A 20723-nucleotide genomic window follows, 5' to 3' on the forward strand; every position below is an offset into this window, starting at 1 on the left:
CTCCCACACGCACTTGACATCGTTCGCGTGACGGCAAAGGTCATCAGACAAAACCTTATCTGGGCGCTCTGCTATAACTTGATTGCACAAGCGATTGCTATCGACGGGTACGCACAACCCGTTCTCGCGGCAGGGGCGATGGTCTTTTCTAGCCTATTTGTATTGGGTAATTCACTCCGCATCGTCGGCTGGTCACCGTGGCGCTATGTACGTCGGATTGGCCTGACATTCGGCGTGGTTTCGATCCTTGCGCTGCTAACGTATTTTCGATTGTAGAACACATCTTGGGGGCGGCTTTATGAATCTGTGGACAGATATCCATCCGTGGAATTCCTGGCGTCCGGACGTCTTTTTTCTGGTTCTTCTCCTTGGCGTGATGTATCAGGTGGTCACTCGTGAGAAAACAAGGTCGCCGGTCTCCTTTTTTCTTGGTCTCCTTCTTTTGTATTTGGCGTTAGGTCCGCTCGCGGCGCTCGGAGAGCGCGCTTCGTTTACGGCATACATCATTCAGATGCTCCTCATGACGATGGTGCTTCCTTGGCTGCTCGTTCTCCGTCAACCCGATTTCGTCCTGCGACCACTGCTTGGCATCGGGTGGATCAAGCGCTTGGTCAGGTACGCGACGCATCCGCTTATCGCGCTGGTCTTTTTCAACGCCCTGCTCACAGCGATGCTGCTTCCCTCCGTTTTGAATCTTGTCGTAACGATAAATTGGTTGCATATCGTAGCGCAGAGCGTCACGGCGCTCGCGGCAATTTGCTTTTGGTGGCCGATTGCCAACCCGCTGCGTGAAGAGAAAGAGCTCACACGTGGACGGAAAATTCTCTACATCATCTACTCGATGAATTTCATGATGCCAATCCTTGTCGCGCTGTTTGTCTCTAATCACTCGTGGTATCAAGATTTGGCGCGCGGCGCGGGACAACTCGGAATAAACGCACTCGCCGATCAGCAGATTGGCAGTGTCGTTATGCTTTGCGCGATGTATCTCGTTTATGGAACGATCGGATCGAGAATCTACGTGCGCCAAGATCAATCGGTTTGGTATGAGTAAGGCGGTCATGCATAGAATGAGAAATTTTGAGACAAAGCTATAGGTGTAGACACATGTGGTTGGAAATTCCTGCAATGGAGGATTTTTATGACCTATAAATTGCCCCTCGCAACAACGCTGTTTCTCTTTTCGCTCTCGGTCATCGGCGCGCTTGTCGTTGGACTCAATGCGGGATTTGTCTGACCAGACTGGCCACTCTGCAACGGTTCACTGATCCCACCGTTGCATGGGCTTGTGCTCGTTGAGTACATGCATCGCTTGATCGCGCTGATTGCAAGCATTCTCATTCCGTTCAATGCAATTCACATGTGGTGGATGCATCGGAAAAATCGTTTGACGTCCCGCCTCGCACTTTTGTCTATGCTTTTTCTCGCACTGCAAGTTGCGCTAGGCGCGTTGATCGTCGTGTTCGTCCTGCCCGGCGCGTTTACAACGATTGATGTGGCGAATAGTTTCCTACTCCTCATCGTGCTGTCTGCAATGACGGCAGTCGGTTGGCGGGAGCACAGACAAAAGACGAAGCAACCGAGCGCAGAGAAGCTGCAAACGGACGCCGATCGCGCAAAACGGTTTCGCCTTCCCGTTTTTTTTGCGCTCGGAACGATCTTTCTTCAATCACTCGTGGGAGGCTATTTTCGTCACTCTGGGAACAGTCAAGCGCTGTTCGGGCAACATTCGTATTTGCTCAGTCACCATCAACGGCAGGTGCCGAGTGAATTTGAAGCGTTGTTCTGGCTGGTTGTGCACATCAGCGTTACGGCGGCTGTTTTCGCGTCCGTCGTATGGCTACTCACGGTGGCCATGCGTTTTGGACAGTATCGCGCGGGTGCGTTTGGCCTCCTTTGGCTTGTGATCTACCAGATTATCCTTGGGTTCGTGACGCTTCAAACCAAACTCTCCGTCATCTCGGACACGCTTCACTTTGCCGGAGCGAATGCGATGGTCGGAGTTGCCGGATATCTCGTGGCGCAGGTTCTCCTCGACCTATCGGCGGTGCGCATCGAGGCGCGCGAAAAAACACGGCGCAAGATGGTTCCGGCACACTCGTAATGCTTATTACAAAGGGGAATCGGGAATGAGATACCGAAAAGCGGTTGCAACGGGCGCACAGGACATGGCCGTCGATGTGCAATCGGGGGGGGCAGTACCGCGCACGATAAGAGGTGTCGTGCGCGATTTAATCAACGTGACCAAACCGGGCATCACGATGTCCAATGCGATGATGACGTTTGTAGGTATTTGGCTTAGCGCAGGCAGACACCCTGCGTTCTCGCTCGCCATGATGACACTTGCCGGCAGCAGTCTCGTGGTGATGGGCGGATGCGCGATGAACAATTTTATGGATCGGGATATCGATCAGTTGATGACGCGAACGAAAAAAAGGCCACTGCCAAATCAACGGTTGTCTGGTTGGTCGGTGATCTCGCTCGGCGCGCTGCTCGCGTTTCTTGGCGTCGCCCTGTTGTGCGTCTATGTCAATCTGCTGTCGGCTGTGATGGCGCTGATCGGGTTATTTTTCTATGTGATCGTATATACAGGACTCACAAAGCGCACGACCACGCTTAGCACCGTGATTGGAAGCGTGTCAGGTGCGATGCCGCCGCTTATCGGCTGGACGGCGATGTCCGGTACGCTTTCTACAGGAGCGTGGCTGCTCTTTCTCTTTATGTTCATCTGGCAACCTCCGCACTTTTGGGCGCTCAGCATGCGCCGGGTCAAAGAGTACGCGGCGGCAAGGATTCCTCTTTTGCCAGTCAAATATGGCTTTGCGCCAACCAAACGACAGATCGTCGCGTGGACAGTTCTCTTAGTGCCTGTATCCCTCTTGCTGTATGTCGCGCATGTCACAGATGTCTTCTACCTGATTTCCGCACTGCTTCTCGGAGGTGTTTGGATTGTCAAAGCGTTGCGCGGATTGCGCGCCAAAGATGACATCGCATGGGCCACAGAGATGTTCAAGTTTTCACTGATCTATCTCACGGGCATGGCGGCCGCGATGGTGATATGAGCGGAGCCGCACAGATCAGCGAGCTTAAAAGGTCACGTTTGCGATTGAACGACCATGCAGTTTCGCTCTTCGAGCGCCTTGATGAAGTCGACAGGCGCGTCCTGATTTGTAATCAATGCGCGCGGCTCGTACAGGCGCGCTACGGGTGAGAATGTCACTTTCCCGAATTTACTGCCATCCGCTACGATGTATCCGCTCGTAGCGGTTTTTAGCATCATGGAATCGGTTCGCCCCTCCATTAAGTTAGGCGTTGTAAACCCCGCTTGTAAATCAACACCATCCACGCCGACAAACGCGATATCCGCATTCATGTTCTGCAAGGCTTCATCTGCGAGATGACCGACTGCGGCGTAGGATCCGTTGCGCACAACGCCGCCGATCATGACGAGCGTGATGTGATCGACTGCCGCGACTTCTGCCGCAATGTTGATGGCTGTTGTCACGATGGTGATGTCCTGTTTTTTTAGGAGTTCCCGAGCGATGTGCGTGGTGGTTGTTCCTGCGCTTAGAATGACCACTTGCCCGTTTTTCACAAGTGATGCGGCAATTTTTGCGATCTCGCGCTTTTCTTGGGTGTGCGTATTCAACTTTTCTTGAAACAACAATTCGAGAGGTTGCGCTGCATTGGCGACAGCCCCTCCGCGGACGCGGCGAATGAAATTCTGTGACTCTAGAATCTCCAAATCTCTCCGCAGTGTCACTTCACTCACGGCAAACCAATCTCTCAATTGTTCAATTCGCACTTCTCCGTGTTCTTCTAAATAGGTAACAATAAAGTTGCGACGTTCAAACGCGCTGTGTCCTTCAAGTGTCTCCATGGATGTGTGATTCCCTTTCTAAGGGAGTGTCTAATCCCTTAGAAAGTATTCTAGTACAGATTAACGTATTGCGCTATGAAAAGCAGCGATCGAATGACGTTTCGAATTACTTTCGTTAGTATAAAAATATGTTTATTTTTATGTACGAAATGTGTACAAATACGATTGATTGTGATACTGTTCGAATGAAGACGGTTTCATAGTTTTGTTTATATAAACGGATGGAGAGGAAGAGTGCGATGAACGAAGAAGGTAATCAGGCCGGCAAGGGACTCGTTCGCGGAATCAGCCTTTTTCAAGCGACGGCCATCAACATGTCGCAAATGGTGGGCATTGGCCCATTCATCACGATTCCCTTGATCCTGTCTGCCATGGGAGGGCCGCAAGCGATCTTTGGCTGGATCGCAGGCGCGATTTTGGCAATGGCCGACGGGCTCGTGTGGAGTGAACTCGGGGCAGCGATGCCCGGCGAGGGTGGTTCTTATGTGTACTTGCGCGAAGCATTCCAGTATCGGTCGGGAAAAATTATGCCCTTTCTTTTTGTGTGGTCAACACTGATCGCGACGCCGCTGATCATGTCGACCGGAATGATTGGCATGGCAAACTACTTGAGCTTTTTCTGGCCTGGAATGACAGCGCTTGACACGAAACTCGCGGCTGTCGCCATCACCATCATCACCGTTGCGCTGCTCTATCGCCGAATCAATTCGGTGGGCAGAATTACGACCGTGTTATGGGCTGGCATGATTCTAACCGTTTTGATCATGATCGTGGCAGGCGCCACGCACTTTAATCCGCACCTTGCGTTTGCTTTCCCGAGTAACGCCTTTCTCCCATCAAAGTTTCTTCTGGGACTCGGTGGGGGCATGCTGATCTCGATTTACGATTACATGGGATACTATACGATCTGCTACATGGGGGATGAAGTTAAAAACCCTGGTAAGACCATTCCAAAGTCTGTCATTTTGTCGATTATTGCAGTAGGTATTATCGATATCTTTATGAATCTCGGCGTGATCGGCGTTGTGCCTTGGAAAATTGCGATGAACAGCCAGAATATCGGTACGCTTTTTATGCAGGATGTGTGGGGAAAACCGGGCGCTGCAATCATTACGCTCCTCATTCTTTGGACTGCGTTCGCGTCCGTGTACACAGGGCTCCTTGGTGCGTCTCGACTGCCCTATAACGCGGCTGCCGACGGGCTTTTTTTCCGAAGCTTCGGGAAGCTTCATGAGAAGTATAACTTTCCACACATCTCGCTGCTTGTCATGGGGTTGATCACAGCGATTTGCTGTTTCTTTAATCTCTCGCAGATCATCAACGCGTTGATGGCCGTCGCCATCGTCGTTCAGTTCATGGGGCAGGTTGCGGCGCTCACGGTGCTGCGCAAACGTCAACCCCATCTGCATCGACCGTTTCGCCAGTGGCTCTACCCGATTCCGAGTATCATCGCGTTTGTGGGTTGGGCCTACGTGCTTTATTCGTCAGGTTGGTCGGCGATTGAACTGGCGATCGGTTGGACGGCGCTTGGCGTCATTGCATTCTTAATCTGGGCGTCTCGGGAGAAGCAGTGGCCGTTTGGCGAAAAAATGATTCATGAACCCTACCTGACAGAGCAGGAGAACGCGGGATCGCAATTTTAATTGCACCATTGAATTGAGTACAGATGTGAATGCAAAAGGGAGACTGTTTTGAATGACTCATGCACGCGTGGATGATGAGTTTGCTCCATTTGTCTTGGCGTTCGATTTTGGCGGCACTAAAATTGCCATCGCGACGGCGACGCGTGACGGTGAGATGCTCCAACGCACAGATTTGAGCACGGTCGCTTACGGAGATGGAAAGACTGCGTTACACCAAGCGATTCTGGCGGGACAAGCGTTGGTTCGGACGACCACGACGCAAACCAGGGGCACCCTGGTTTGCGTAGGCGTCGCCACGATGGGAATTACCCTTAAGGATCGCGTGCTGATGGCTCCAAACGTTCCCGGATGGGCGGAACTTCGCATGGAGGACAGCTTTCAAAGTGCCTTTCCGGGTATCGCGATCCAGATTGACAATGATGTGAAGGCGGCTGCGCTTGCGGAGTTGAAAAAAGGTGCGCTGCAAGATGTGGATGTTGGATTGTTTGTGAATCTGGGTACAGGTATTGCGCTGGCGTACACACTCGAAGGAAAGGTTCTGCAAGGCGCGCACGGAGCTTCCGGGGAAATCGCCTACAACTTGCTCACCAAATTCGAACGGGCAGGCGCGCGTGATAACGTTGCGCCGCTGGAAGAATTTGCGGGTGGGAGATCCATTGGAGAGCGTGCCTCGCTCCATTTTGGTGAAAAGATGTCGGCGGGGGATCTCTTTCGCAAAGCGCAGTTTGATATGGGCGCCAAACGATGGGTAGAGGAAACTCTGCAAGAAATCGCATTTCACTTGACCAATGTAATGATCGCCTGGGATCCGGGCGTTGTCGCGTTTGGTGGCGGTTTGATGGGTGCGGGTGATCTTATTTTACCGTATCTGTCAGGATATTCAGAGCGCTTTGTTCCTTTTCCTCCGCAATTAAAAATGGCTCATTTTCGCCGCGACGCAGGGTTATACGGTGCCATCGAATTGGCACTTTTGGGATGGAGGAAACACTCATGAAAAACCACACACTCACAGAAATCAAAAACCAGCCGGCTTCATGGGAACAAACGCTAAAGATCGTCCCTCAGCAGTGGCGTGACATTGAGAAAGGGCTGACCCTCTCACCGAATACGAAGTTTCTTTTTACAGGTTGTGGCACATCGTTCTACCTCGCGCAAAGTGCGGCGCGCCTGTTCCAGACGGTGACGGGACACGACGCGTCGGCGGTTCCTGCTTCGGAGATTTTTCTAAACGATATGAGTGTGTTATCGCGCGTGGCGCCAACCGTTGTGTTTGCGATTTCGCGATCAGGCACCACGTCTGAAGTGCTGATGGCAGTCGATCACTTGGCGCAGCATCACAGAGCGGTCGACGTAATTGGCGTGACGTGCACAGCGGGCAGTACGCTTGAAAAAAATACGAGACACCACATGGTCCTCCCCCACGCAGCCGAAGAGTCGGTGGTCATGACCCAATCGTTTACGAATATGCTGCTCGCAATCCAGTGGATCGGGGCAGCGCTTGCAATGCGTACGGATCTGATCGAAGAACTCGAGAGGCTGCCAGAACTGGCTGACCAGTCTCTCGCGGGAGCTGAACACTTTGGAAAGACGTACGGGGCGGATGATGATCCGTCGTTTATTTTTCTTGGGCTTGGAGCCTATTATGGCCTTGCCGCAGAGGCGACACTCAAACTAAAGGAAATGACGCAAGTGCCGTGTGAGTATTACAACACGCTCGAGTTTCGTCACGGCCCAATCTCGATCGTGCGCGCCTCGACGCGGGTCATTATTCTGGCGGATGAAGCGCACGCAACGTATACTCAGTCCCTTGCACGCGATGTGCGGGCTGTAGAAGGGCAGGTCGTCTGTCTTACGACGCAGTCGAATAGCACGCTTGCGGCGGAGCGCGGTGTATTTGCATTGCCGGATGGACTGTCCGATTGGAGCCGCGCGGTGCTTTACATGCCAGCGCTGCACTTTCTCGCTTACGAAAAGGCGACGCAGCTCGGTTTTGATCCTGACGCGCCGCGCAACCTGAGTCAGGTGGTGATTCTATAAAGGATGAACATTCGTGTCTTTGAGAATCCACAGTTGGCCGCCGTTTATGCGGCCGCATTGGTCGAGCAAGTCATTCAATCCATCCGCAATCCGGTCTTAGGTTTGGCGACCGGTTCCACGCCAATTCCATTATACGAATCCCTGGTGTCGTTTCACCGCCAGGGACTGAGTTTCGCGCATGTGACGGCACTCAACCTGGATGAGTATGTCGGGCTTTCAGCTGACCATCCGCAGAGCTATCACTTCTTTATGAATGAACACCTTTTTCGACATGTGGATCTTCCGGAAGAGAAGCGATTTCTGCCAAATGGCGCGGCGCCTGATCTGGCACTTGAATGCGAGCGCTACGATCAGATCATCCGCGAACATCCGATCGATTTGCAGATCCTTGGCATCGGTTTGAACGGGCACATCGGGTTTAATGAGCCGGACGTTGCGCTCAAAGCGAACACGCACGTTGTGACGCTGGCGCGCGACACGATCGAAGCGAATGCACGCTTTTTTGGCGAACAAGAGCGCGTTCCGACGGAGGCGATCACGATGGGGCTGCAGCCGATCCTGATGGCAAAAAAGGTGTTGTTGCTCGCATTCGGACGTGAAAAGGCCGATGCGGTGGTGAACGCGGTGCGTGGAGATGTGCGCACCTATTCCCCGGCAAGCATTTTGCAAGTACACCCAAATGTCACGTTTATCTTAGATCGCGAAGCGGCATATGTATTGGAGGCGTAAGAGATGGGTCTTGTATCGACACATGAAATGTTTGCGCATGCGATGAGAAATGGATACGCGGTGGTCGGGTTTGCGGCGTACAATCTGGAGACGCTGCAAACAGTCGTGCAGACGGCCGAGCGGCTCGGAGCGCCACTGATGATTCAGACCACACCAAGCACGATTCAAAGCGCGGGCGTTGCGTACATCTCGGCGATCGTGCAGGTCGCGGTAAAAAACGTGCGCATTCCGGTTGCGCTTCACCTCGATCACGGCGCAACGCTTGAACAAGTTTCGGAGTGTGTGGAAAACGGTTATACCTCTGTGATGATCGACGGTTCTCATCTTGGCTTTGAAGAAAATGTCGCGCTCGTTCGCGAGGCCGTTTTGATTGCGCGCCTGCGCGGCGTGAGCGTTGAGGCAGAACTGGGTCAGGTGGGTGGCGTCGAGGATGATTTGGAGGTAGACATGGCACAAGCGCGGTACACGGACCCGGCGCTGGCGCGCGAATTTGTGGAGCGTACAGGCATCGACTCGCTCGCCGTTGCGATCGGCACAGCGCACGGCGTCTATCGCGGAGAACCGAAACTCGACCTTTTGCGACTGGCCGAAATTCGTCGGCGCGTTGACATTCCGCTTGTCTTGCACGGTGCGTCAGGCGTCCCGGATCACTTGATTCGCGAGGCGATTCGCGCTGGGATCACTAAAATGAACATCGCCACCGAGTTGAAAATTCCTTTTGCGGACGCGTTGCGCACGTATCTGATCGAACACCCTGCAGAGGCGGATCCGCGGAAATATTTCATGCCCGCGCGCGCAGCGTACGCCCGGGTGGTTGAAGAGAAGATCGAACTCGCTGGCGCAAAGGGACGCTATTAAATGAAACCGTACGTCTTGACGGTTACTGCCAACCCGGCGCTTGACAAAACCTATTTTCTCGAGGCGTTCCGTCAGGGAGAGGTCAATCGCGTGCGCCGCGTGATGAAAGCGCCTGGCGGCAAGGGAATCAACGTCTTGCGCGTCTTGCACACCCTTGGCGTAAATGCTTGCGGTACAGGGTTTTTAGGGGGAAACACGGGTGAGTGGATCGCCGCTGAACTGACACGGATGGAGATATGCCACGATTTTTACAGGATTGCTGACGAGACGCGCACCACGGTCAATGTCCTTGAAACTGGGCTTTCGGAAGCGGCGCGGCGAAGCAGCGAACTGTTGGAACCGGGGCCGACGGTTGTGGAAGATATGACCCTCTTTTTCAAGCATCTGGAACCGCATTTGTCGATGGCGGATCACGTCGTCATGAGCGGGAGCCTGGCGCCTGGTTTGCCGACAGACTTTTACGCACAATGGATCAAGCGCACGGCGCGGCGCGGCGGAAAATGTTACGTGGATACGCGTGGGGACGCGATGGTCGAGGCGATCAAGGCGCGACCGTATCTCGTAAAGATGAATCAAGTGGAGTTTGAGGAACTGCTTGATGTAAGGATGAGGGATCGCAAGGATTTTTACGATGGGCTTGAGACGCTGTGTGAAAAGGGATGTGACGTAGCGATCGTCACTTGCGGCGCAAAGGGATTTTACGCCCGCGCAGAGGATGGAAGTGTGTGGAAAGGTACCATGCCTGCGCTTGCCGCAGTCAATCCGGTGGGGAGTGGAGACGCCTTTTTCGCAGGACTTGTCGCTGCGCTTTCGCGGCATGAAGGCTTTGTTGACGCGTTGCGACTTGCGGGTGCGTGCGGTGCGAGCAATGCGCTGCGCGCTCAAGTCGCAGAAGTAGAGTATGATGAGGTTATGAAGTTAAGGGCGTGTCTGAAGATCGAAAAAGTGAGGTGACGGCTTTGGCGCAACCGTATGATCTGCCGCTGGAGGAGCTGGAGATGTATCAGCCAAAGCTCACGCGCGAGGTGGACTTTGACGCGTTTTGGGCGTCTACGTTGGGCCTTATCAAGGATGCGAATTTGCAGGTTTCCATGCGCGAGATGGACTACCCGGTGGATGGCGTGCGCGTGTATGAACTCTCGTACTGCGGGTATATGGGCGCGACGATCCGCGGTTTTTACGCGGTTCCTGATCGGGTCGGTCCGCATCCCGGCCTTGTCGTTTTTCACGGCTACAACTGGTCGTTTGACGGCGGCATCCACACTGTCGTGAATTGGGCGCTCCACGGTTACGCGACGTTTGGCATGCTGACGCGCGGACAACACAGCAGCCAGGACAATTCGATCAGTTCGCACGGCCATCAGCTCGGCTGGATGACGAAGGGAATTCTAGATCCGCAGGAGTATCATTATCGCGGCGTGTACATGGATGCGGTGTTGGCGCTTGAAGTGCTCGCGCAACAACCGAACATCGATGCGCGGCGCATCGGAGTGACTGGCGGAAGCCAAGGGGGCGGACTCTCGCTCGCGGCTGCAGCGTTGTCTGAACGCGCGGCGGTGGTTGTCGCGGATTATCCCTATCTCTGTCATTTTCGTCGCGCCATGGATGTCTCACCGACGGGGCCATACCTTGAAATCAACGAGTTTTTTCGGAGAAATACGGCGCCACAGACTGAAGAGACGGCGATGAAGACACTCTCTTATTTCGATGTCATGAACCTCGCACCGAGGATCACGTGTCCTGTGCTCATCTCCGTCGGCTTGATCGATGAAATCACACCACCCTCCACGATTTTTGCGGCATACAATCATCTGACGTGCGCGAAGCAGATTCGCGTGTATCGCTATTTTGGACACGAAGAGATGCCAGGGTTTCAGACGGAGAAGTTAGCTTATTTAAAAGCGTATCTAAAATAAGGCGCGATCGCTCAAGGAGGCGTTTGGGTTGCGCGTTGGGATCATCGGTCTTGGCGACATTGCAAAGAAAGCGTACCTCCCCATCTTGGGAACGCGCGCGGGAATTGAACTGAAAATCGCCACGCGAAACGTTGCCGTGCTTCATGACATCGGGGAGCGATACCGCATTCCGGCACGCTACTCGACGGTCGATGCGCTGCTTGAGGCGGGGATTGACGTTGCGTTTGTGCACGTCGCGACAGAGGCGCACATGCCTGTCGTAAAGGCGCTGCTTCAGGCGGGTGTTCACGTTTATCTCGATAAGCCGATTGCCAATACCTATGAAGAGGCTCGGTTGCTTGTACAGATGGCAGAACAACGTGGATGTGTGCTCAGGATTGGATTTAACCGCCGCTTTGCCCCGATGTACCGCCAAGTCAAGACGAATGAAACGCCGGATCTGATCGTGATGCAAAAAAATCGCACGTCTCTAGCAGGAAGCCCCCGCTCTGTGATTTTCGACGATTTTATCCACGTGATAGATACGCTGCGATGGCTTGGAATGAGCACCTATGATACGCTTCATGTGCGGTGGAAGATGAAAGGAAATGAGCTTGCGCACATAGTCGCGCAGCTCAGCGCGAAAGAACATACGGCGATTGGCATTATGAATCGCGAGAGTGGATTGAGTGAAGAGACGCTGGAAGTGATGCGTTCTGGAGAAAAATGGATCGTCCGCGATCTCGCAGAGCTTTCGCATTGGCGTGGTGCCGCGACGGTGACAAAGCGTAGTGACTGGCAAAATGCGTACGAAGCGCGCGGTTTTAATGCGATTGTTGAGGATTTCTTTGCAGCGGTTTCGCGCGGGAGAGATGATTTGACGCGAGACATGCTCGATACGCACCGCGTTTGTGAAGAGATCATCCGCATGATCGAAGAAAAGTGAAGGTGTGACGTGGAGGGATTGTGTGACGGTTGTCGCTGTTGTCATTTTTGTGCTTTCGCTTGGAATGGACACATTGCTGATGTCGATGTCCATTGGTGTGACAGCCTACTCAAAACGCAGTCGGTGGCGAATCGGACTGACGTTTGCCGCAGCTGAGGCGATCATGCCGCTCATTGGATTGATGTTTGGGAGAACGCTTGGAACGCTCGTCGGGCAGTGGGCGACATTGCTCGGTGGGGTCGCACTTCTCGCAATCGCCGTATGGCTCATCTTTTTTGAAAACGACGACGAAGATGGAAAACGGGCGCGCCAATGGACGGGGTGGGGGCTTCTCTTGACTGCGCTCAGCGTCAGTGTCGACGAATGGGCGGTGGGGCTCTCCATGGGATTCATGCAACTCCCGATGGGTCTCCTTGTGATCTCGGTTGCAATCCAGGCGTTCTTCTTCACATGGCTTGGCTTGACCTTTGGTGGCAGATTAAAAAAATATTTCGGAGAATGGTCAGAAAAAGCGGCGGGTGGTATGCTCGGTTTGCTAGGGTTGTGGGTTCTTATTTCGGCGCTCCGCCATATCACCTCGTGACGAATGTGTTGAGCGATATCGTCGCCGTAATTCGTCGATGCTTCCTATCGTTCCAAACCATCTCAACCCAGTTTGTTTATCTTGCTCGCGTTTACGAGGATACGATTTCCTTGGTTGTACCAGGTGACGCGCAATTCCGGATAGCGCGCGGCGAGATAGAGAGCCTGTTCTGAACTGCTTTCCACAAAATGCGTATAGCCCAGTTCGAGTGCCTTTTTGCCTTTCCAGTTCGCTCTGAATTCTGGGTTTTCTGCTACGTCGCCTTCTTCGCGAAGAACGACAGGGATGTCGATGCGAAATTTACGCAACCATTTTTCTGTACGCTCCCGATCGATTTCAGGTCTGGACGTAATGATCACGTCTCCCGGTGAAACCATGGGGGCATAGGATCCAAGGGGCATTTCATCGCGTCGCGCAAGCATTCCTGCAAGATCATCGTTATCCCGCTCGTCATGCTTAAGATCATCCAGAAATACCCCATCCAAATCCCAAGCCGTGTGTTCATATTCGTGATCAGGCAAGTCATCGGTTCTGCTTTCCCCATTGATGCGATAGCGATTCCACGGGAACAGCACTTGGAGGTCGTCGTTCTTCCAGTCGATACAAATGTATTCCGGGTTGACGAGCGCCCCCGGCACTTTACAGACGACAAGTGTGGATACGGCATAGCCAGCATTGCGCAAGAAATTTCGGCAATTCAGTAGCGTCGTCCCTTTACCGGCTGAATCCTCACAGAGCAACACCTTTGCTTGCGCGTTGGGTGCTGAACCTATCCACTCCACCGAACTGTCGGCGCGATGGTATGCGATGAAGTAGACAGGGAGTCCTGTGAGAAATGACATGTGCATGCCTGCGAATGTTCCGCCACGCAATACAATGACAATGGCGTTAAAGTTTTCAGAGCGAACGCGCTCGGCCAAGGCGTCTAATCCCAAGGTTATCGCATTATAGTCAAGATAGGCGTTGCCGAGCCATTCTGTGATATGTGTTGGCATAAATTGTACTCCTTGATTCAAAATTATTTTATAAACGTGCAAATTAGGAACCGTATGACGGCGTATACCGTGCCATGATTTTGAGATAGACTACTCTCTATGTACCAGTTTTCTTGGCGGTTTACAAGTTGCGTTTACGTTTACGCATGGTATCCTTTATTCATATTCACTTGTGACATCGGGGGAGATTCTAGGCGTTTTCGCCGGAATATTCGTTATTATTGTTGACCCCATTCTCCTTTAGAGGAGTGAGTTGAGATTCCCGAAATGCCTAAAGCAATCCTTCTTGATCTTGATGATACGATTCTCTCCTATGAAAGTGTGGCCGACGTGAGTTGGCGCGTGGTATGTAACGAAGTAGCAAAAGAGATAGCGCCTGTAACGAAAGAGGACTTGGTTAGCGCATTAAAAGCGAATGCAACGTGGTTTTGGAGTGACCCTTTGCGTCATAAAGTGGGGCGAATGGATCTTCTCGCCAGTCGCAAAACCATTGTCGACATGACGCTCACTGCTCTTGGTGTGAGTCATCCTTCTCTCGCTGAATGGATCGCAGTCCGCTTTGAAGAAGAGCGAACGCAAGCGATCGACCTTCTTCCTGGAGCTGTTGAGACTATCGAATTTTGGAGGAAGGCAGGCATAAAATTGGCGCTGCTCACGAATGGCGCTGGAATCTCGCAACGCGCTAAAATTGATCGATTTTCGCTCTCCTCCCATTTCGATCTCATCCTCATTGAGAGTGAATTTGGTGTAGGCAAGCCAGAAGAGAAAATCTATCAACATGCTCTAAATGTGCTGGACGTTTCTGCTGTCGATGCGTGGATGATCGGCGACAACGCCGAGTGGGAGGTTGTGGCACCGCAACGGATGGGCATCAAAGGCATATGGGTTAATGGAAAAAACGCGTCATGGCCGGAGGCGTTTGCGATCAAACCGTATCGAATCATTCGCAGTCTGAGTGATCTCTTGCAGTTTGAAACGATGATCGACGACACGTGAGGACGTGTTTCACATGTCGATAACGTTAACCGGGAGAGGCAGCACATCGCGCGCTGTCCTTTATTTAATCATCGAAGGGTGAGGTGTAACGATGGGGATTCGCGTAGGGATTATCGGCACGGGGTATGGCGCAAAAGTGCATGCGCCCGTTCTTTTGAAGCATCCGGATTATGAATTGGTGGCGCTTAGTGGCGTAAGGCCGGGAAGGGCGCGCGCGGAGGCAGAGCGACTATCCATCCCGCACGCCTTTGATGACTGGAAGGAGATGATCGAAGCATCCGCGTTAGAGATGGTGGTTATCGCGTCAGAGCCGATGGTACACGCCAATATGACGATCGCTGCGCTCGAGGCGGGTGTACACGTGTTGTGCGAGAAGCCGCCTGCTTTGAATCTCGATGAGGTAAAAGCGATGAAGAGGGTCGCGGATGTGCAGGATCGTCACTTGTTCATCAATTTTGAGTGGCGCTATTTACCGGAGCGCCAAATGATCAAACGTATCCTTGACGAGGGGAGCCTCGGTGACGTCATTCATGTCCACTGGCGAGATGCGCGCGGCATGCTCGATCGCATTCGCGAGGCTGAGAACACATGGCTGTGGAAGGCGGAGCGCGGTGGAGGAATGCTCGGGGCCGTCGGATCGCACATGATAGACGCGCTGCACCACTGGTTTGGCGAGATGGAGACAGTTCATGGGCAGTTGGTGCGCCAGATCAAAACGCGGCGCGGGGTACAAGGGCTTGAAGAGAGCACGGCGGATGACTCGTTTATGATTTTAGGAATGTTTCAAAAGGGCGGCACCTGCTCGGTGCAATTCATTTCGTCTGCGATCGGCGTCGAACCTCAACTCGAGATTTTCGGTACGAAGGGAACACTCGTCTTGGAGGGGGATTCGCTGCGTGTCGCGACGACTCCGTCGGCAGAATTCAAGGATGTGGGTCTTTCGGAGCGCATGGATGAGAGCGGTTTCCCTGCAGCGATCCAAGCGTACATTCATCCGCAGTGGACACTTTATACGGAGATCGCACGCGCACTGGCTGGGGAGAAACCGGACTCGCTCCCGGATTTTGATGATGCGATACGCGTTCAATCGGTGCTGGATCAACTAAGGTATTTTAACAATACATGATGCAGAAGGAGTGACAATCCTGGCCGAAGTGTTTGATACATTTGACAAAGACATGAATTGGACTGGCACCGCAACAAGAAAGGAAGTTCATCGTTTCGGATTCTGGCATCAAACATTTCACTGTTGGATCTTGCATCGTGATTTAAATGATGATTTTTTGGTACTGCAGCGCCGACATCCGTCAAAGGATATTCATCCGAACAAACTGGACGTCAGTTGCGCTGGACATTTAGAAGCACATGAATGTCCTTTGGACGGAGTTCGAGAGCTTCGAGAAGAATTAGGCATTGGTATTGCCGATATTAATTTGCGGAAAATAGGTATTTATAGACATTCAGACAGAAGTAACGGCATTGCGGATAATGAATTCTGTCATATTTTTTTTGTTGGTGCATGAAAATATGACGTTGGCAAATTATCGGCCAGCATGGGGTGAATTGAGTGGACTGTATTTAGTACGGGTGGACGATATGAGAAATCTTTGTTATAGAGTGGCAACCGAAATCTTGGTTAAAGGATTCGAGATGGATGAAAACGGTCAACACTTGAAGAGTGTATTGTGGATCACTCTTGGTGATATGATCGAATATGACATATCGTATTTTGAAATGTTGTTTGCGAACCTTGAATAGAAAATCCTTGAATTTTTCCTTTAAAGATGTCAAATGAGATCATGGCGGTGAATGGCATTGGTAGCTTTGAATCCGGAAAATCTTGAGCGTTATGAGGTGATCGACGGATGAATTCAAAACCAATCATGTTAGATTTTAAAGATCAGTTTGAAACAGAACGATTAACGATTCGATCCCCTCTTTATGGAGATGGAGCGATGGTCAACGAGGCAATTCGTGAAAGCATAGAAGAACTTCGACCGTGGATGCCGTGGGCGAATCAAGTTCCTTCTGTCGAGCAGTCCGAAGAGAATGTGCGTATCGCTCGCGTTCGATTTTTGGAACGTTCAGACTTGAGATTTCATGTCTTTCATAAAGAGACAGGAGTTTTTATCGCGTCTAGTGGTCTTCATCGAATGGATTGGACGGTCCGAAAGTTTGAAATTGGATACTGGATTCGTACCTCTCAGGGTGGAAAAGGATTCATGACGGAGGCAGTAGAAGGAATTGCGAATTTTGCTATCGATCAACTGTCTGCCAATCGTTTGGAAATTCGCTGTGATTCAAAAAACGTTCGAAGTATTCGGATGGCGGAACGACTTGGATTCACGTTGGAAGGGATCTTGCGGAGTGAGACTTTCGCTGTAACAGGGGAATTTCTGCGAGATACCATGGTGTTTGCAAAGGTTCGCGGCCAGGAATTTTGAATATAGGGAGTGCGATTTGTGAATGAGTCATATTTTGATAAGGCCAGCTTGCTCGGATGATAGGGATGCTTTAACAGATCTTATGGATGAGTACATCGTGGATTTTTATAAAAAGTCGAAACAACCCAGAGAAAGAATCCAAGACCTTATCACATTGTTGCTTGATCATCGTGATGGCATTCAATTTGTCGCACAGCAAAACGAGGAACTTGTCGGATTTGCTACTCTTTATTATTCCTTCAGTACATTGCGAGCAGGAAAAATTTCTATAATGAACGATTTGTATGTGATTGAGGGTGCTCGGGGATCAGGCGTTGCCGCAAAATTGTTTGATGCGTGCCATCACTACTCTAAAGCGCATGGTTGTGCATTCATGTCGTGGACGACTGCCAGCGACAATATAAGGGCACAGCGTTTCTATGAGAAAATGGGGGGCACCACTGGAGACTGGCTGAATTATTCGATTGAATGATGCACGCTTTCGAGCATTGAAAGATCGGCGCATCGAGATTTGGGAGAGAGGAGCGTCTAGGTTTGGATGAATTGTGATTCGCTGAAAAGGAGTGTGGAGAAGCGATATGGATGCGCTAAAACAAAGCGCTCAGCGCGTGCAGGATTTTTTGCGGGAGCATGGGTTTGCCAACGTTGTTGTCGAGTTGCCTGACAGCACGCGCACGGCGGCTGAAGCAGCGGCGGCCGTGGGGTGTTCGGTGGGTCAAATCGCAAAATCGATCCTGTTTCGCCGTGCGGACACGGACACGCCAGTCCTGGTCATCGCGAGCGGGACGAACCGCGTCAATGAAGAGCGAATCGCCGAGTGGCTTGGCGCGAAACTCTTGAAGGCAGACGCAGATTTTGTGCGCGCGCACACAGGGTATGTGATCGGCGGTGTGCCCCCGATTGCCCATGTGTCGTCCATGGCGATCGCGATCGATCAGGATCTGCTGCAATACGACGCCATTTGGGCGGCGGCGGGACATCCGAAAGCGGTGTTTCGATTGACGCCTGACGAATTGTTGGAGATGACGAAGGGGTGCGTGATGGGTGTCGCGTAGCGCGATGGGTCACTCGCCAAAGGGCGTGCCGCTTTGTACCGTAGGGGTGTTTTGCGCGGTGCGCGATCGGTGAAGTTGGATCACAAATCCAAGCGTGGCTCCCGTGACGGCACCGAGTACGATGCCAAAGCTCCCTATGTGAAAAAGGGTTGCGAGAATCGCCAGCGCCGCCCCGCACAGGGCTGCACTAAAATGTGCGAACGTGCGTTTGCCGAGAAACACCAGTGCTAGAAACAGTGCGGGAAGCGCGAAGCTCAGTGCCGCAGAGAGTTGCGCGGGAACGATGCCGCCGATCCCCGCTCCCGCCACCGTTCCCAAGAGCCATGAAAGGTAGCAGGCACCGGCAAACGGAAGCTGGTAGATGGGTACAGCTGGATTCTGCAGAATGCGGCTGCTTGCCACCGCAAACACTTCGTCGGTCATGCCAAACGCGAATGCCCACTTGCGCCTTTCTTTCCATGATGAAAAAGCGGGTCCAAGGGTCGTTCCGTATAGCACATGACGCAGGTTAACAAGCAGCGTTGTGAGGATCGTGGCGACAAAGGATTCACCCGTCGCGATGAAACTGACCAGCATGAACTGCGCGCCGCCTGCATACACGAGTGCGGAGATCAAAAACACCTCGAGAAACGACAGGCCGCTTCCTGTCGCGATGACTCCGAAGGTGACGGCGATTGGGAAGTAGGCAAAAAGGATCGGCGACGCGTCTTTGAGCGCACGTTTCGCCACATTCAGATTCGTGTCCATGGGTTGTGTCTCCTTTACACGAAGTAGCGGATAACCGCAAAACAGACGACGCCTGTCGCGACGGTGAGGAGCAAATGGCGCGTGTACCACGCCACCACACACGTGGGGAGAGCGGCGAGCAGATCAGCGCTGTGGGAAAGCGAGATGACCCGGTTGTTTTGCATCAGGATCATCGGACCGAGCAGCGCGCCGAGCACGGCTGGCGTGACAAAAGAGAGCCATGTGCGTACGCCTTCTGGCCACGCGATGCGGCTGCCAAGGCTGAGCGAGCCGGAGCGAAAGAGGTATGTGCCGATGCCGATGAGCACCGTTTCGAGCAAGACGGGGGACATGGGAATTCATCCTCTGGCGGCAATTTTATATATTATAACATATATTTGAGTGTTATAATATATGCGTGAGGTGATGAGCTTGAATCCTGAACAGTTGACCGAGCAGATTGGCCACCGCTTGCGGATGCTGCGAAAAGAGCGCGGCTTTACGCTTGAGCAATTGGCAGAGAAGACGGGCGTCAGCAAACCGATGCTGGGACAGATTGAGCGCGGAGAATCCAATCCGACGGTTGTAACACTTTGGAAGATTGCGAGTGGTCTGCACGTGCCTTTTTCTGCTTTCCTGGATGCGCCAGGCGGGCGCGCGACGGTTGTGCGTAAGCGTGAACAGGCGATTGTGACGGATGAGGATGGTCGCTATATCGTTCAGAGCTTGTTGGCTGATCGTCGCGCTGTTTCGACAGATCTTTATCAGATCACGCTGTTGCCGGGTTGCGCGCATCACGCCGAGGCGCATGGCGCCCACGTGACGGAAGGCATCTGGGTTCAGTCGGGCTCTCTTACCCTTTTGCTCGGCGAAGAAACGCATGTCCTCCAGGAAGGAGACGCCCTGTCGTTTCAGGCTGAATGCGATCACACATACGCAAATGCTGGGAACGAAGCGTGTGTGTACATCGTGCTGTTAACCTATCTGCCATCGTGAGGTTTGGAAGGGGTGTGCCGCATGCTGCTCGCGGTTTTGCATGGAGCAATGCTTTCTATCGCGCTGATTCTGCCGATCGGGATGCAAAATGGTTTTCTACTGAGCCAAGGGGCGCTGCAAAAACGGTGGGTTGGCGCGCTTCCGGCACTGATTACGGCGGGGATCTGCGATACGCTTCTCGTGGGTTTGGCTGTTTTTGGCGTGTCGGCGGTGGCACTTCACATCGTGTGGCTGCGCGATGCGTTCGGCGCTGTGGGCGTCCTTTTCTTGCTGTACATGGGGTGGGGGACATGGCGCGATCGGACGAAGGTTCATCCGGATCAATCGGCATCCGCCTGGCCTCCTGGCAGGCAGATCAAATTCGCCGCCTCCGTATCGCTTTTGAACCCGCACGCCTTGATCGATACGCTCGCAGTCATCGGCGGGAGCGCCTTGATGTACACATCGAGGGGTGATCGCTTGGCGTTTGGCGTAGCGTGCGCCGCCGTTTCGTGGTTCTGGTTTCTGGTTTTGGTCACCGTCGGGCATGTCGCTGGGCGCGCGGCGGTCAGGCGCTCGTCGCTCGGGACGATCAACGCCATCTCTGCGATCATGATGTGGGCGTCGGCCGTCTACCTCAGTTACGTCATTCTCACCTTTCACTAACTCCCTTTCATACTGTTAAACGCGGCGCGCAGCCGCAAAATGCCATCCTCAATCTCCTCTTCGCGCGAACTCGCAAATGTCAGCCGCACGGAGCCTGGATCTGCGCCGTACGCGCGACCGGGCGTGATGACCACACCGCTTTCGATCGCTACATCTAGCAGTTTTCGATCATCCACATCGACGTTCCATCTTCCCCACACGTGATAGCCACCAGTTGGCAGTGTGAATGCCAACCGATCGTCGAAGTACGCCTTTAGTGCGCTGGCCATGTGATCGCGCCGCCGCAAAAGTGCAG

26 protein-coding genes are annotated in these 20723 nt (G+C 52.8%); 21 read left to right on the forward strand and 5 right to left on the reverse strand.

Annotated features, from left to right (window positions below; translation table 11 throughout):
• From AYW79_RS15885 to cyoE, 4 genes are all read left to right on the forward strand, one after another.
• Positions 1-276, forward strand: a 276-nt coding sequence (locus AYW79_RS15885; protein WP_197467721.1) for a cation-translocating P-type ATPase, incomplete at its 5' end; no start/stop codon positions are given.
• A 22-nt stretch (positions 277-298) separates the two neighbouring features.
• Positions 299-1054 (forward strand): cytochrome c oxidase assembly protein, encoded by a 756-nt coding sequence (locus tag AYW79_RS11635; RefSeq protein WP_067566032.1) that lies wholly within the window; start codon positions 299-301, stop codon positions 1052-1054.
• Positions 1055-1303: 249 nt separating this feature from the next.
• Positions 1304-2104, forward strand: a complete 801-nt coding sequence (locus AYW79_RS11640) for a COX15/CtaA family protein (protein WP_143216076.1) — start codon at positions 1304-1306, stop codon at positions 2102-2104.
• 25 nt (positions 2105-2129) lie between these two features.
• Positions 2130-3062, forward strand: a complete 933-nt coding sequence (gene cyoE, locus AYW79_RS11645; protein WP_067953188.1) for a heme o synthase — start codon at positions 2130-2132, stop codon at positions 3060-3062.
• A 32-nt stretch (positions 3063-3094) separates the two neighbouring features.
• Here cyoE and AYW79_RS11650 read toward each other — a convergent pair whose 3' ends face one another.
• The gene (locus AYW79_RS11650) at positions 3095-3880 is read right to left on the reverse strand and encodes a DeoR/GlpR family DNA-binding transcription regulator (protein ID WP_067566037.1); all 786 of its coding nucleotides are present in this window, start codon (positions 3878-3880) and stop codon (positions 3095-3097) included.
• A gap of 239 nt (positions 3881-4119) precedes the next feature.
• On the opposite strand from AYW79_RS11650, the gene AYW79_RS11655 reads away from it, so the two are divergent.
• From AYW79_RS11655 to AYW79_RS11695, 9 genes are read left to right on the forward strand one after another with little or no spacing between them, the layout of a single operon-like run.
• The gene (locus tag AYW79_RS11655) at positions 4120-5523 is read left to right on the forward strand and encodes an APC family permease (RefSeq protein WP_079289732.1); all 1404 of its coding nucleotides are present in this window, start codon (positions 4120-4122) and stop codon (positions 5521-5523) included.
• 52 nt (positions 5524-5575) lie between these two features.
• Positions 5576-6517, forward strand: a complete 942-nt coding sequence (locus AYW79_RS11660; RefSeq protein ID WP_067566043.1) for an ROK family protein — start codon at positions 5576-5578, stop codon at positions 6515-6517.
• Positions 6514-7560, forward strand: a complete 1047-nt coding sequence (locus tag AYW79_RS11665; RefSeq protein ID WP_067566046.1) for an SIS domain-containing protein — start codon at positions 6514-6516, stop codon at positions 7558-7560. The genes AYW79_RS11660 and AYW79_RS11665 overlap by 4 nt, the downstream gene beginning before the upstream one ends.
• A gap of 3 nt (positions 7561-7563) precedes the next feature.
• The gene (gene nagB, locus AYW79_RS11670) at positions 7564-8289 is read left to right on the forward strand and encodes a glucosamine-6-phosphate deaminase (RefSeq protein WP_067566049.1); all 726 of its coding nucleotides are present in this window, start codon (positions 7564-7566) and stop codon (positions 8287-8289) included.
• A gap of 3 nt (positions 8290-8292) precedes the next feature.
• On the forward strand, positions 8293-9147 hold the full coding sequence (gene gatY / locus AYW79_RS11675; RefSeq protein WP_067566052.1) for a tagatose-bisphosphate aldolase subunit GatY: 855 nt from the start codon (positions 8293-8295) through the stop codon (positions 9145-9147).
• Positions 9148-10101 (forward strand): 1-phosphofructokinase family hexose kinase, encoded by a 954-nt coding sequence (locus AYW79_RS11680; RefSeq protein ID WP_067566055.1) that lies wholly within the window; start codon positions 9148-9150, stop codon positions 10099-10101.
• A gap of 5 nt (positions 10102-10106) precedes the next feature.
• Positions 10107-11063 carry an acetylxylan esterase gene (locus AYW79_RS11685; RefSeq protein ID WP_082806732.1) on the forward strand — a complete coding sequence of 319 codons (957 nt, stop codon included), beginning with the start codon at positions 10107-10109 and terminating at the stop codon, positions 11061-11063.
• Positions 11064-11091: 28 nt separating this feature from the next.
• Positions 11092-11988, forward strand: a complete 897-nt coding sequence (locus AYW79_RS11690; RefSeq protein ID WP_067566058.1) for a Gfo/Idh/MocA family protein — start codon at positions 11092-11094, stop codon at positions 11986-11988.
• A gap of 22 nt (positions 11989-12010) precedes the next feature.
• On the forward strand, positions 12011-12571 hold the full coding sequence (locus AYW79_RS11695; protein WP_143216077.1) for a manganese efflux pump MntP: 561 nt from the start codon (positions 12011-12013) through the stop codon (positions 12569-12571).
• Between the two features lie 62 nt (positions 12572-12633).
• Here the strand turns inward: AYW79_RS11695 and AYW79_RS11700 are convergent, their stop codons facing one another.
• On the reverse strand, positions 12634-13566 hold the full coding sequence (locus AYW79_RS11700; protein ID WP_067566060.1) for a phosphoribosyltransferase: 933 nt from the start codon (positions 13564-13566) through the stop codon (positions 12634-12636).
• A gap of 267 nt (positions 13567-13833) precedes the next feature.
• Between AYW79_RS11700 and AYW79_RS11705 the strand changes: the two genes are divergently transcribed.
• The 6 genes from AYW79_RS11705 (at position 13834) to AYW79_RS11735 (ending at position 18061) form a co-directional block, all read left to right on the forward strand.
• Positions 13834-14562: an HAD family hydrolase gene (locus AYW79_RS11705; protein ID WP_067566063.1), complete on the forward strand. Its 729-nt coding sequence runs from the start codon at positions 13834-13836 to the stop codon at positions 14560-14562.
• Positions 14563-14653: 91 nt separating this feature from the next.
• Positions 14654-15688: a Gfo/Idh/MocA family protein gene (locus tag AYW79_RS11710; protein ID WP_067566066.1), complete on the forward strand. Its 1035-nt coding sequence runs from the start codon at positions 14654-14656 to the stop codon at positions 15686-15688.
• 10 nt (positions 15689-15698) lie between these two features.
• A complete protein-coding gene (locus tag AYW79_RS11715; RefSeq protein ID WP_156493901.1) occupies positions 15699-16085 on the forward strand; it encodes an NUDIX hydrolase in 387 nt (128 codons plus the stop codon).
• 342 nt (positions 16086-16427) lie between these two features.
• The gene (locus AYW79_RS11725; RefSeq protein ID WP_067566075.1) at positions 16428-17006 is read left to right on the forward strand and encodes a GNAT family N-acetyltransferase; all 579 of its coding nucleotides are present in this window, start codon (positions 16428-16430) and stop codon (positions 17004-17006) included.
• A gap of 22 nt (positions 17007-17028) precedes the next feature.
• Entirely contained in the window at positions 17029-17478 is a 450-nt protein-coding gene (locus AYW79_RS11730) for a GNAT family N-acetyltransferase (RefSeq protein ID WP_067566078.1), read from the forward strand.
• Between the two features lie 106 nt (positions 17479-17584).
• Complete coding sequence (locus AYW79_RS11735; RefSeq protein ID WP_067566081.1) at positions 17585-18061, forward strand: YbaK/EbsC family protein; 477 nt, start codon at positions 17585-17587, stop codon at positions 18059-18061.
• Between the two features lie 9 nt (positions 18062-18070).
• On the opposite strand, the gene AYW79_RS11740 is transcribed toward AYW79_RS11735, so the two are convergent.
• Together AYW79_RS11740 and AYW79_RS11745 are read right to left on the reverse strand one after the other, a co-directional pair.
• Positions 18071-18808 carry an AzlC family ABC transporter permease gene (locus tag AYW79_RS11740; protein WP_067566084.1) on the reverse strand — a complete coding sequence of 246 codons (738 nt, stop codon included), beginning with the start codon at positions 18806-18808 and terminating at the stop codon, positions 18071-18073.
• A gap of 14 nt (positions 18809-18822) precedes the next feature.
• Positions 18823-19140: an AzlD domain-containing protein gene (locus AYW79_RS11745; protein WP_067566087.1), complete on the reverse strand. Its 318-nt coding sequence runs from the start codon at positions 19138-19140 to the stop codon at positions 18823-18825.
• Between the two features lie 79 nt (positions 19141-19219).
• Here AYW79_RS11745 and AYW79_RS16280 point away from each other — a divergent pair, with 79 nt between their 5' ends.
• A complete protein-coding gene (locus AYW79_RS16280) occupies positions 19220-19783 on the forward strand; it encodes a helix-turn-helix domain-containing protein (protein ID WP_067953199.1) in 564 nt (187 codons plus the stop codon).
• A gap of 21 nt (positions 19784-19804) precedes the next feature.
• Complete coding sequence (locus AYW79_RS11755) at positions 19805-20428, forward strand: LysE/ArgO family amino acid transporter (RefSeq protein ID WP_067566091.1); 624 nt, start codon at positions 19805-19807, stop codon at positions 20426-20428.
• On the opposite strand, the gene AYW79_RS11760 is transcribed toward AYW79_RS11755, so the two are convergent.
• On the reverse strand, positions 20425-20723 hold a 299-nt coding region (locus AYW79_RS11760; protein ID WP_156493902.1), incomplete at its 5' end, for an aminotransferase class I/II-fold pyridoxal phosphate-dependent enzyme. The genes AYW79_RS11755 and AYW79_RS11760 overlap by 4 nt on opposite strands.

The sequence above is a fragment of the Ferroacidibacillus organovorans genome (assembly GCF_001642725.1).
In the GTDB taxonomy this organism is placed as follows: domain Bacteria; phylum Bacillota; class Bacilli; order Alicyclobacillales; family SLC66; genus Ferroacidibacillus; species Ferroacidibacillus organovorans.

Excerpts from the sequence above, each read along its gene's own strand:
- nagB (WP_067566049.1), top strand. The coding sequence starts at position 7,564 with ATGAACATTCGTGTCTTTGAGAATCCACAGTTGGCCGCCGTTTATGCG.
- cyoE (WP_067953188.1), top strand. The coding sequence starts at position 2,130 with ATGAGATACCGAAAAGCGGTTGCAACGGGCGCACAGGACATGGCCGTC.
- AYW79_RS11680 (WP_067566055.1), top strand. The coding sequence starts at position 9,148 with ATGAAACCGTACGTCTTGACGGTTACTGCCAACCCGGCGCTTGACAAA.
- AYW79_RS11705 (WP_067566063.1), top strand. The coding sequence starts at position 13,834 with ATGCCTAAAGCAATCCTTCTTGATCTTGATGATACGATTCTCTCCTAT.
- gatY (WP_067566052.1), top strand. The coding sequence starts at position 8,293 with ATGGGTCTTGTATCGACACATGAAATGTTTGCGCATGCGATGAGAAAT.
- AYW79_RS11635 (WP_067566032.1), top strand. The coding sequence starts at position 299 with ATGAATCTGTGGACAGATATCCATCCGTGGAATTCCTGGCGTCCGGAC.
- AYW79_RS11735 (WP_067566081.1), top strand. The coding sequence starts at position 17,585 with ATGGATGCGCTAAAACAAAGCGCTCAGCGCGTGCAGGATTTTTTGCGG.
- AYW79_RS11650 (WP_067566037.1), bottom strand. The coding sequence starts at position 3,880 with ATGGAGACACTTGAAGGACACAGCGCGTTTGAACGTCGCAACTTTATT.
- AYW79_RS11660 (WP_067566043.1), top strand. The coding sequence starts at position 5,576 with ATGACTCATGCACGCGTGGATGATGAGTTTGCTCCATTTGTCTTGGCG.
- AYW79_RS11665 (WP_067566046.1), top strand. The coding sequence starts at position 6,514 with ATGAAAAACCACACACTCACAGAAATCAAAAACCAGCCGGCTTCATGG.
- AYW79_RS11700 (WP_067566060.1), bottom strand. The coding sequence starts at position 13,566 with ATGCCAACACATATCACAGAATGGCTCGGCAACGCCTATCTTGACTAT.
- AYW79_RS11640 (WP_143216076.1), top strand. The coding sequence starts at position 1,304 with ATGCATCGCTTGATCGCGCTGATTGCAAGCATTCTCATTCCGTTCAAT.
- AYW79_RS11710 (WP_067566066.1), top strand. The coding sequence starts at position 14,654 with ATGGGGATTCGCGTAGGGATTATCGGCACGGGGTATGGCGCAAAAGTG.
- AYW79_RS11740 (WP_067566084.1), bottom strand. The coding sequence starts at position 18,808 with ATGGACACGAATCTGAATGTGGCGAAACGTGCGCTCAAAGACGCGTCG.
- AYW79_RS11725 (WP_067566075.1), top strand. The coding sequence starts at position 16,428 with ATGAATTCAAAACCAATCATGTTAGATTTTAAAGATCAGTTTGAAACA.
- AYW79_RS11755 (WP_067566091.1), top strand. The coding sequence starts at position 19,805 with ATGCTGCTCGCGGTTTTGCATGGAGCAATGCTTTCTATCGCGCTGATT.
- AYW79_RS11655 (WP_079289732.1), top strand. The coding sequence starts at position 4,120 with ATGAACGAAGAAGGTAATCAGGCCGGCAAGGGACTCGTTCGCGGAATC.
- AYW79_RS11745 (WP_067566087.1), bottom strand. The coding sequence starts at position 19,140 with ATGTCCCCCGTCTTGCTCGAAACGGTGCTCATCGGCATCGGCACATAC.
- AYW79_RS11730 (WP_067566078.1), top strand. The coding sequence starts at position 17,029 with ATGAGTCATATTTTGATAAGGCCAGCTTGCTCGGATGATAGGGATGCT.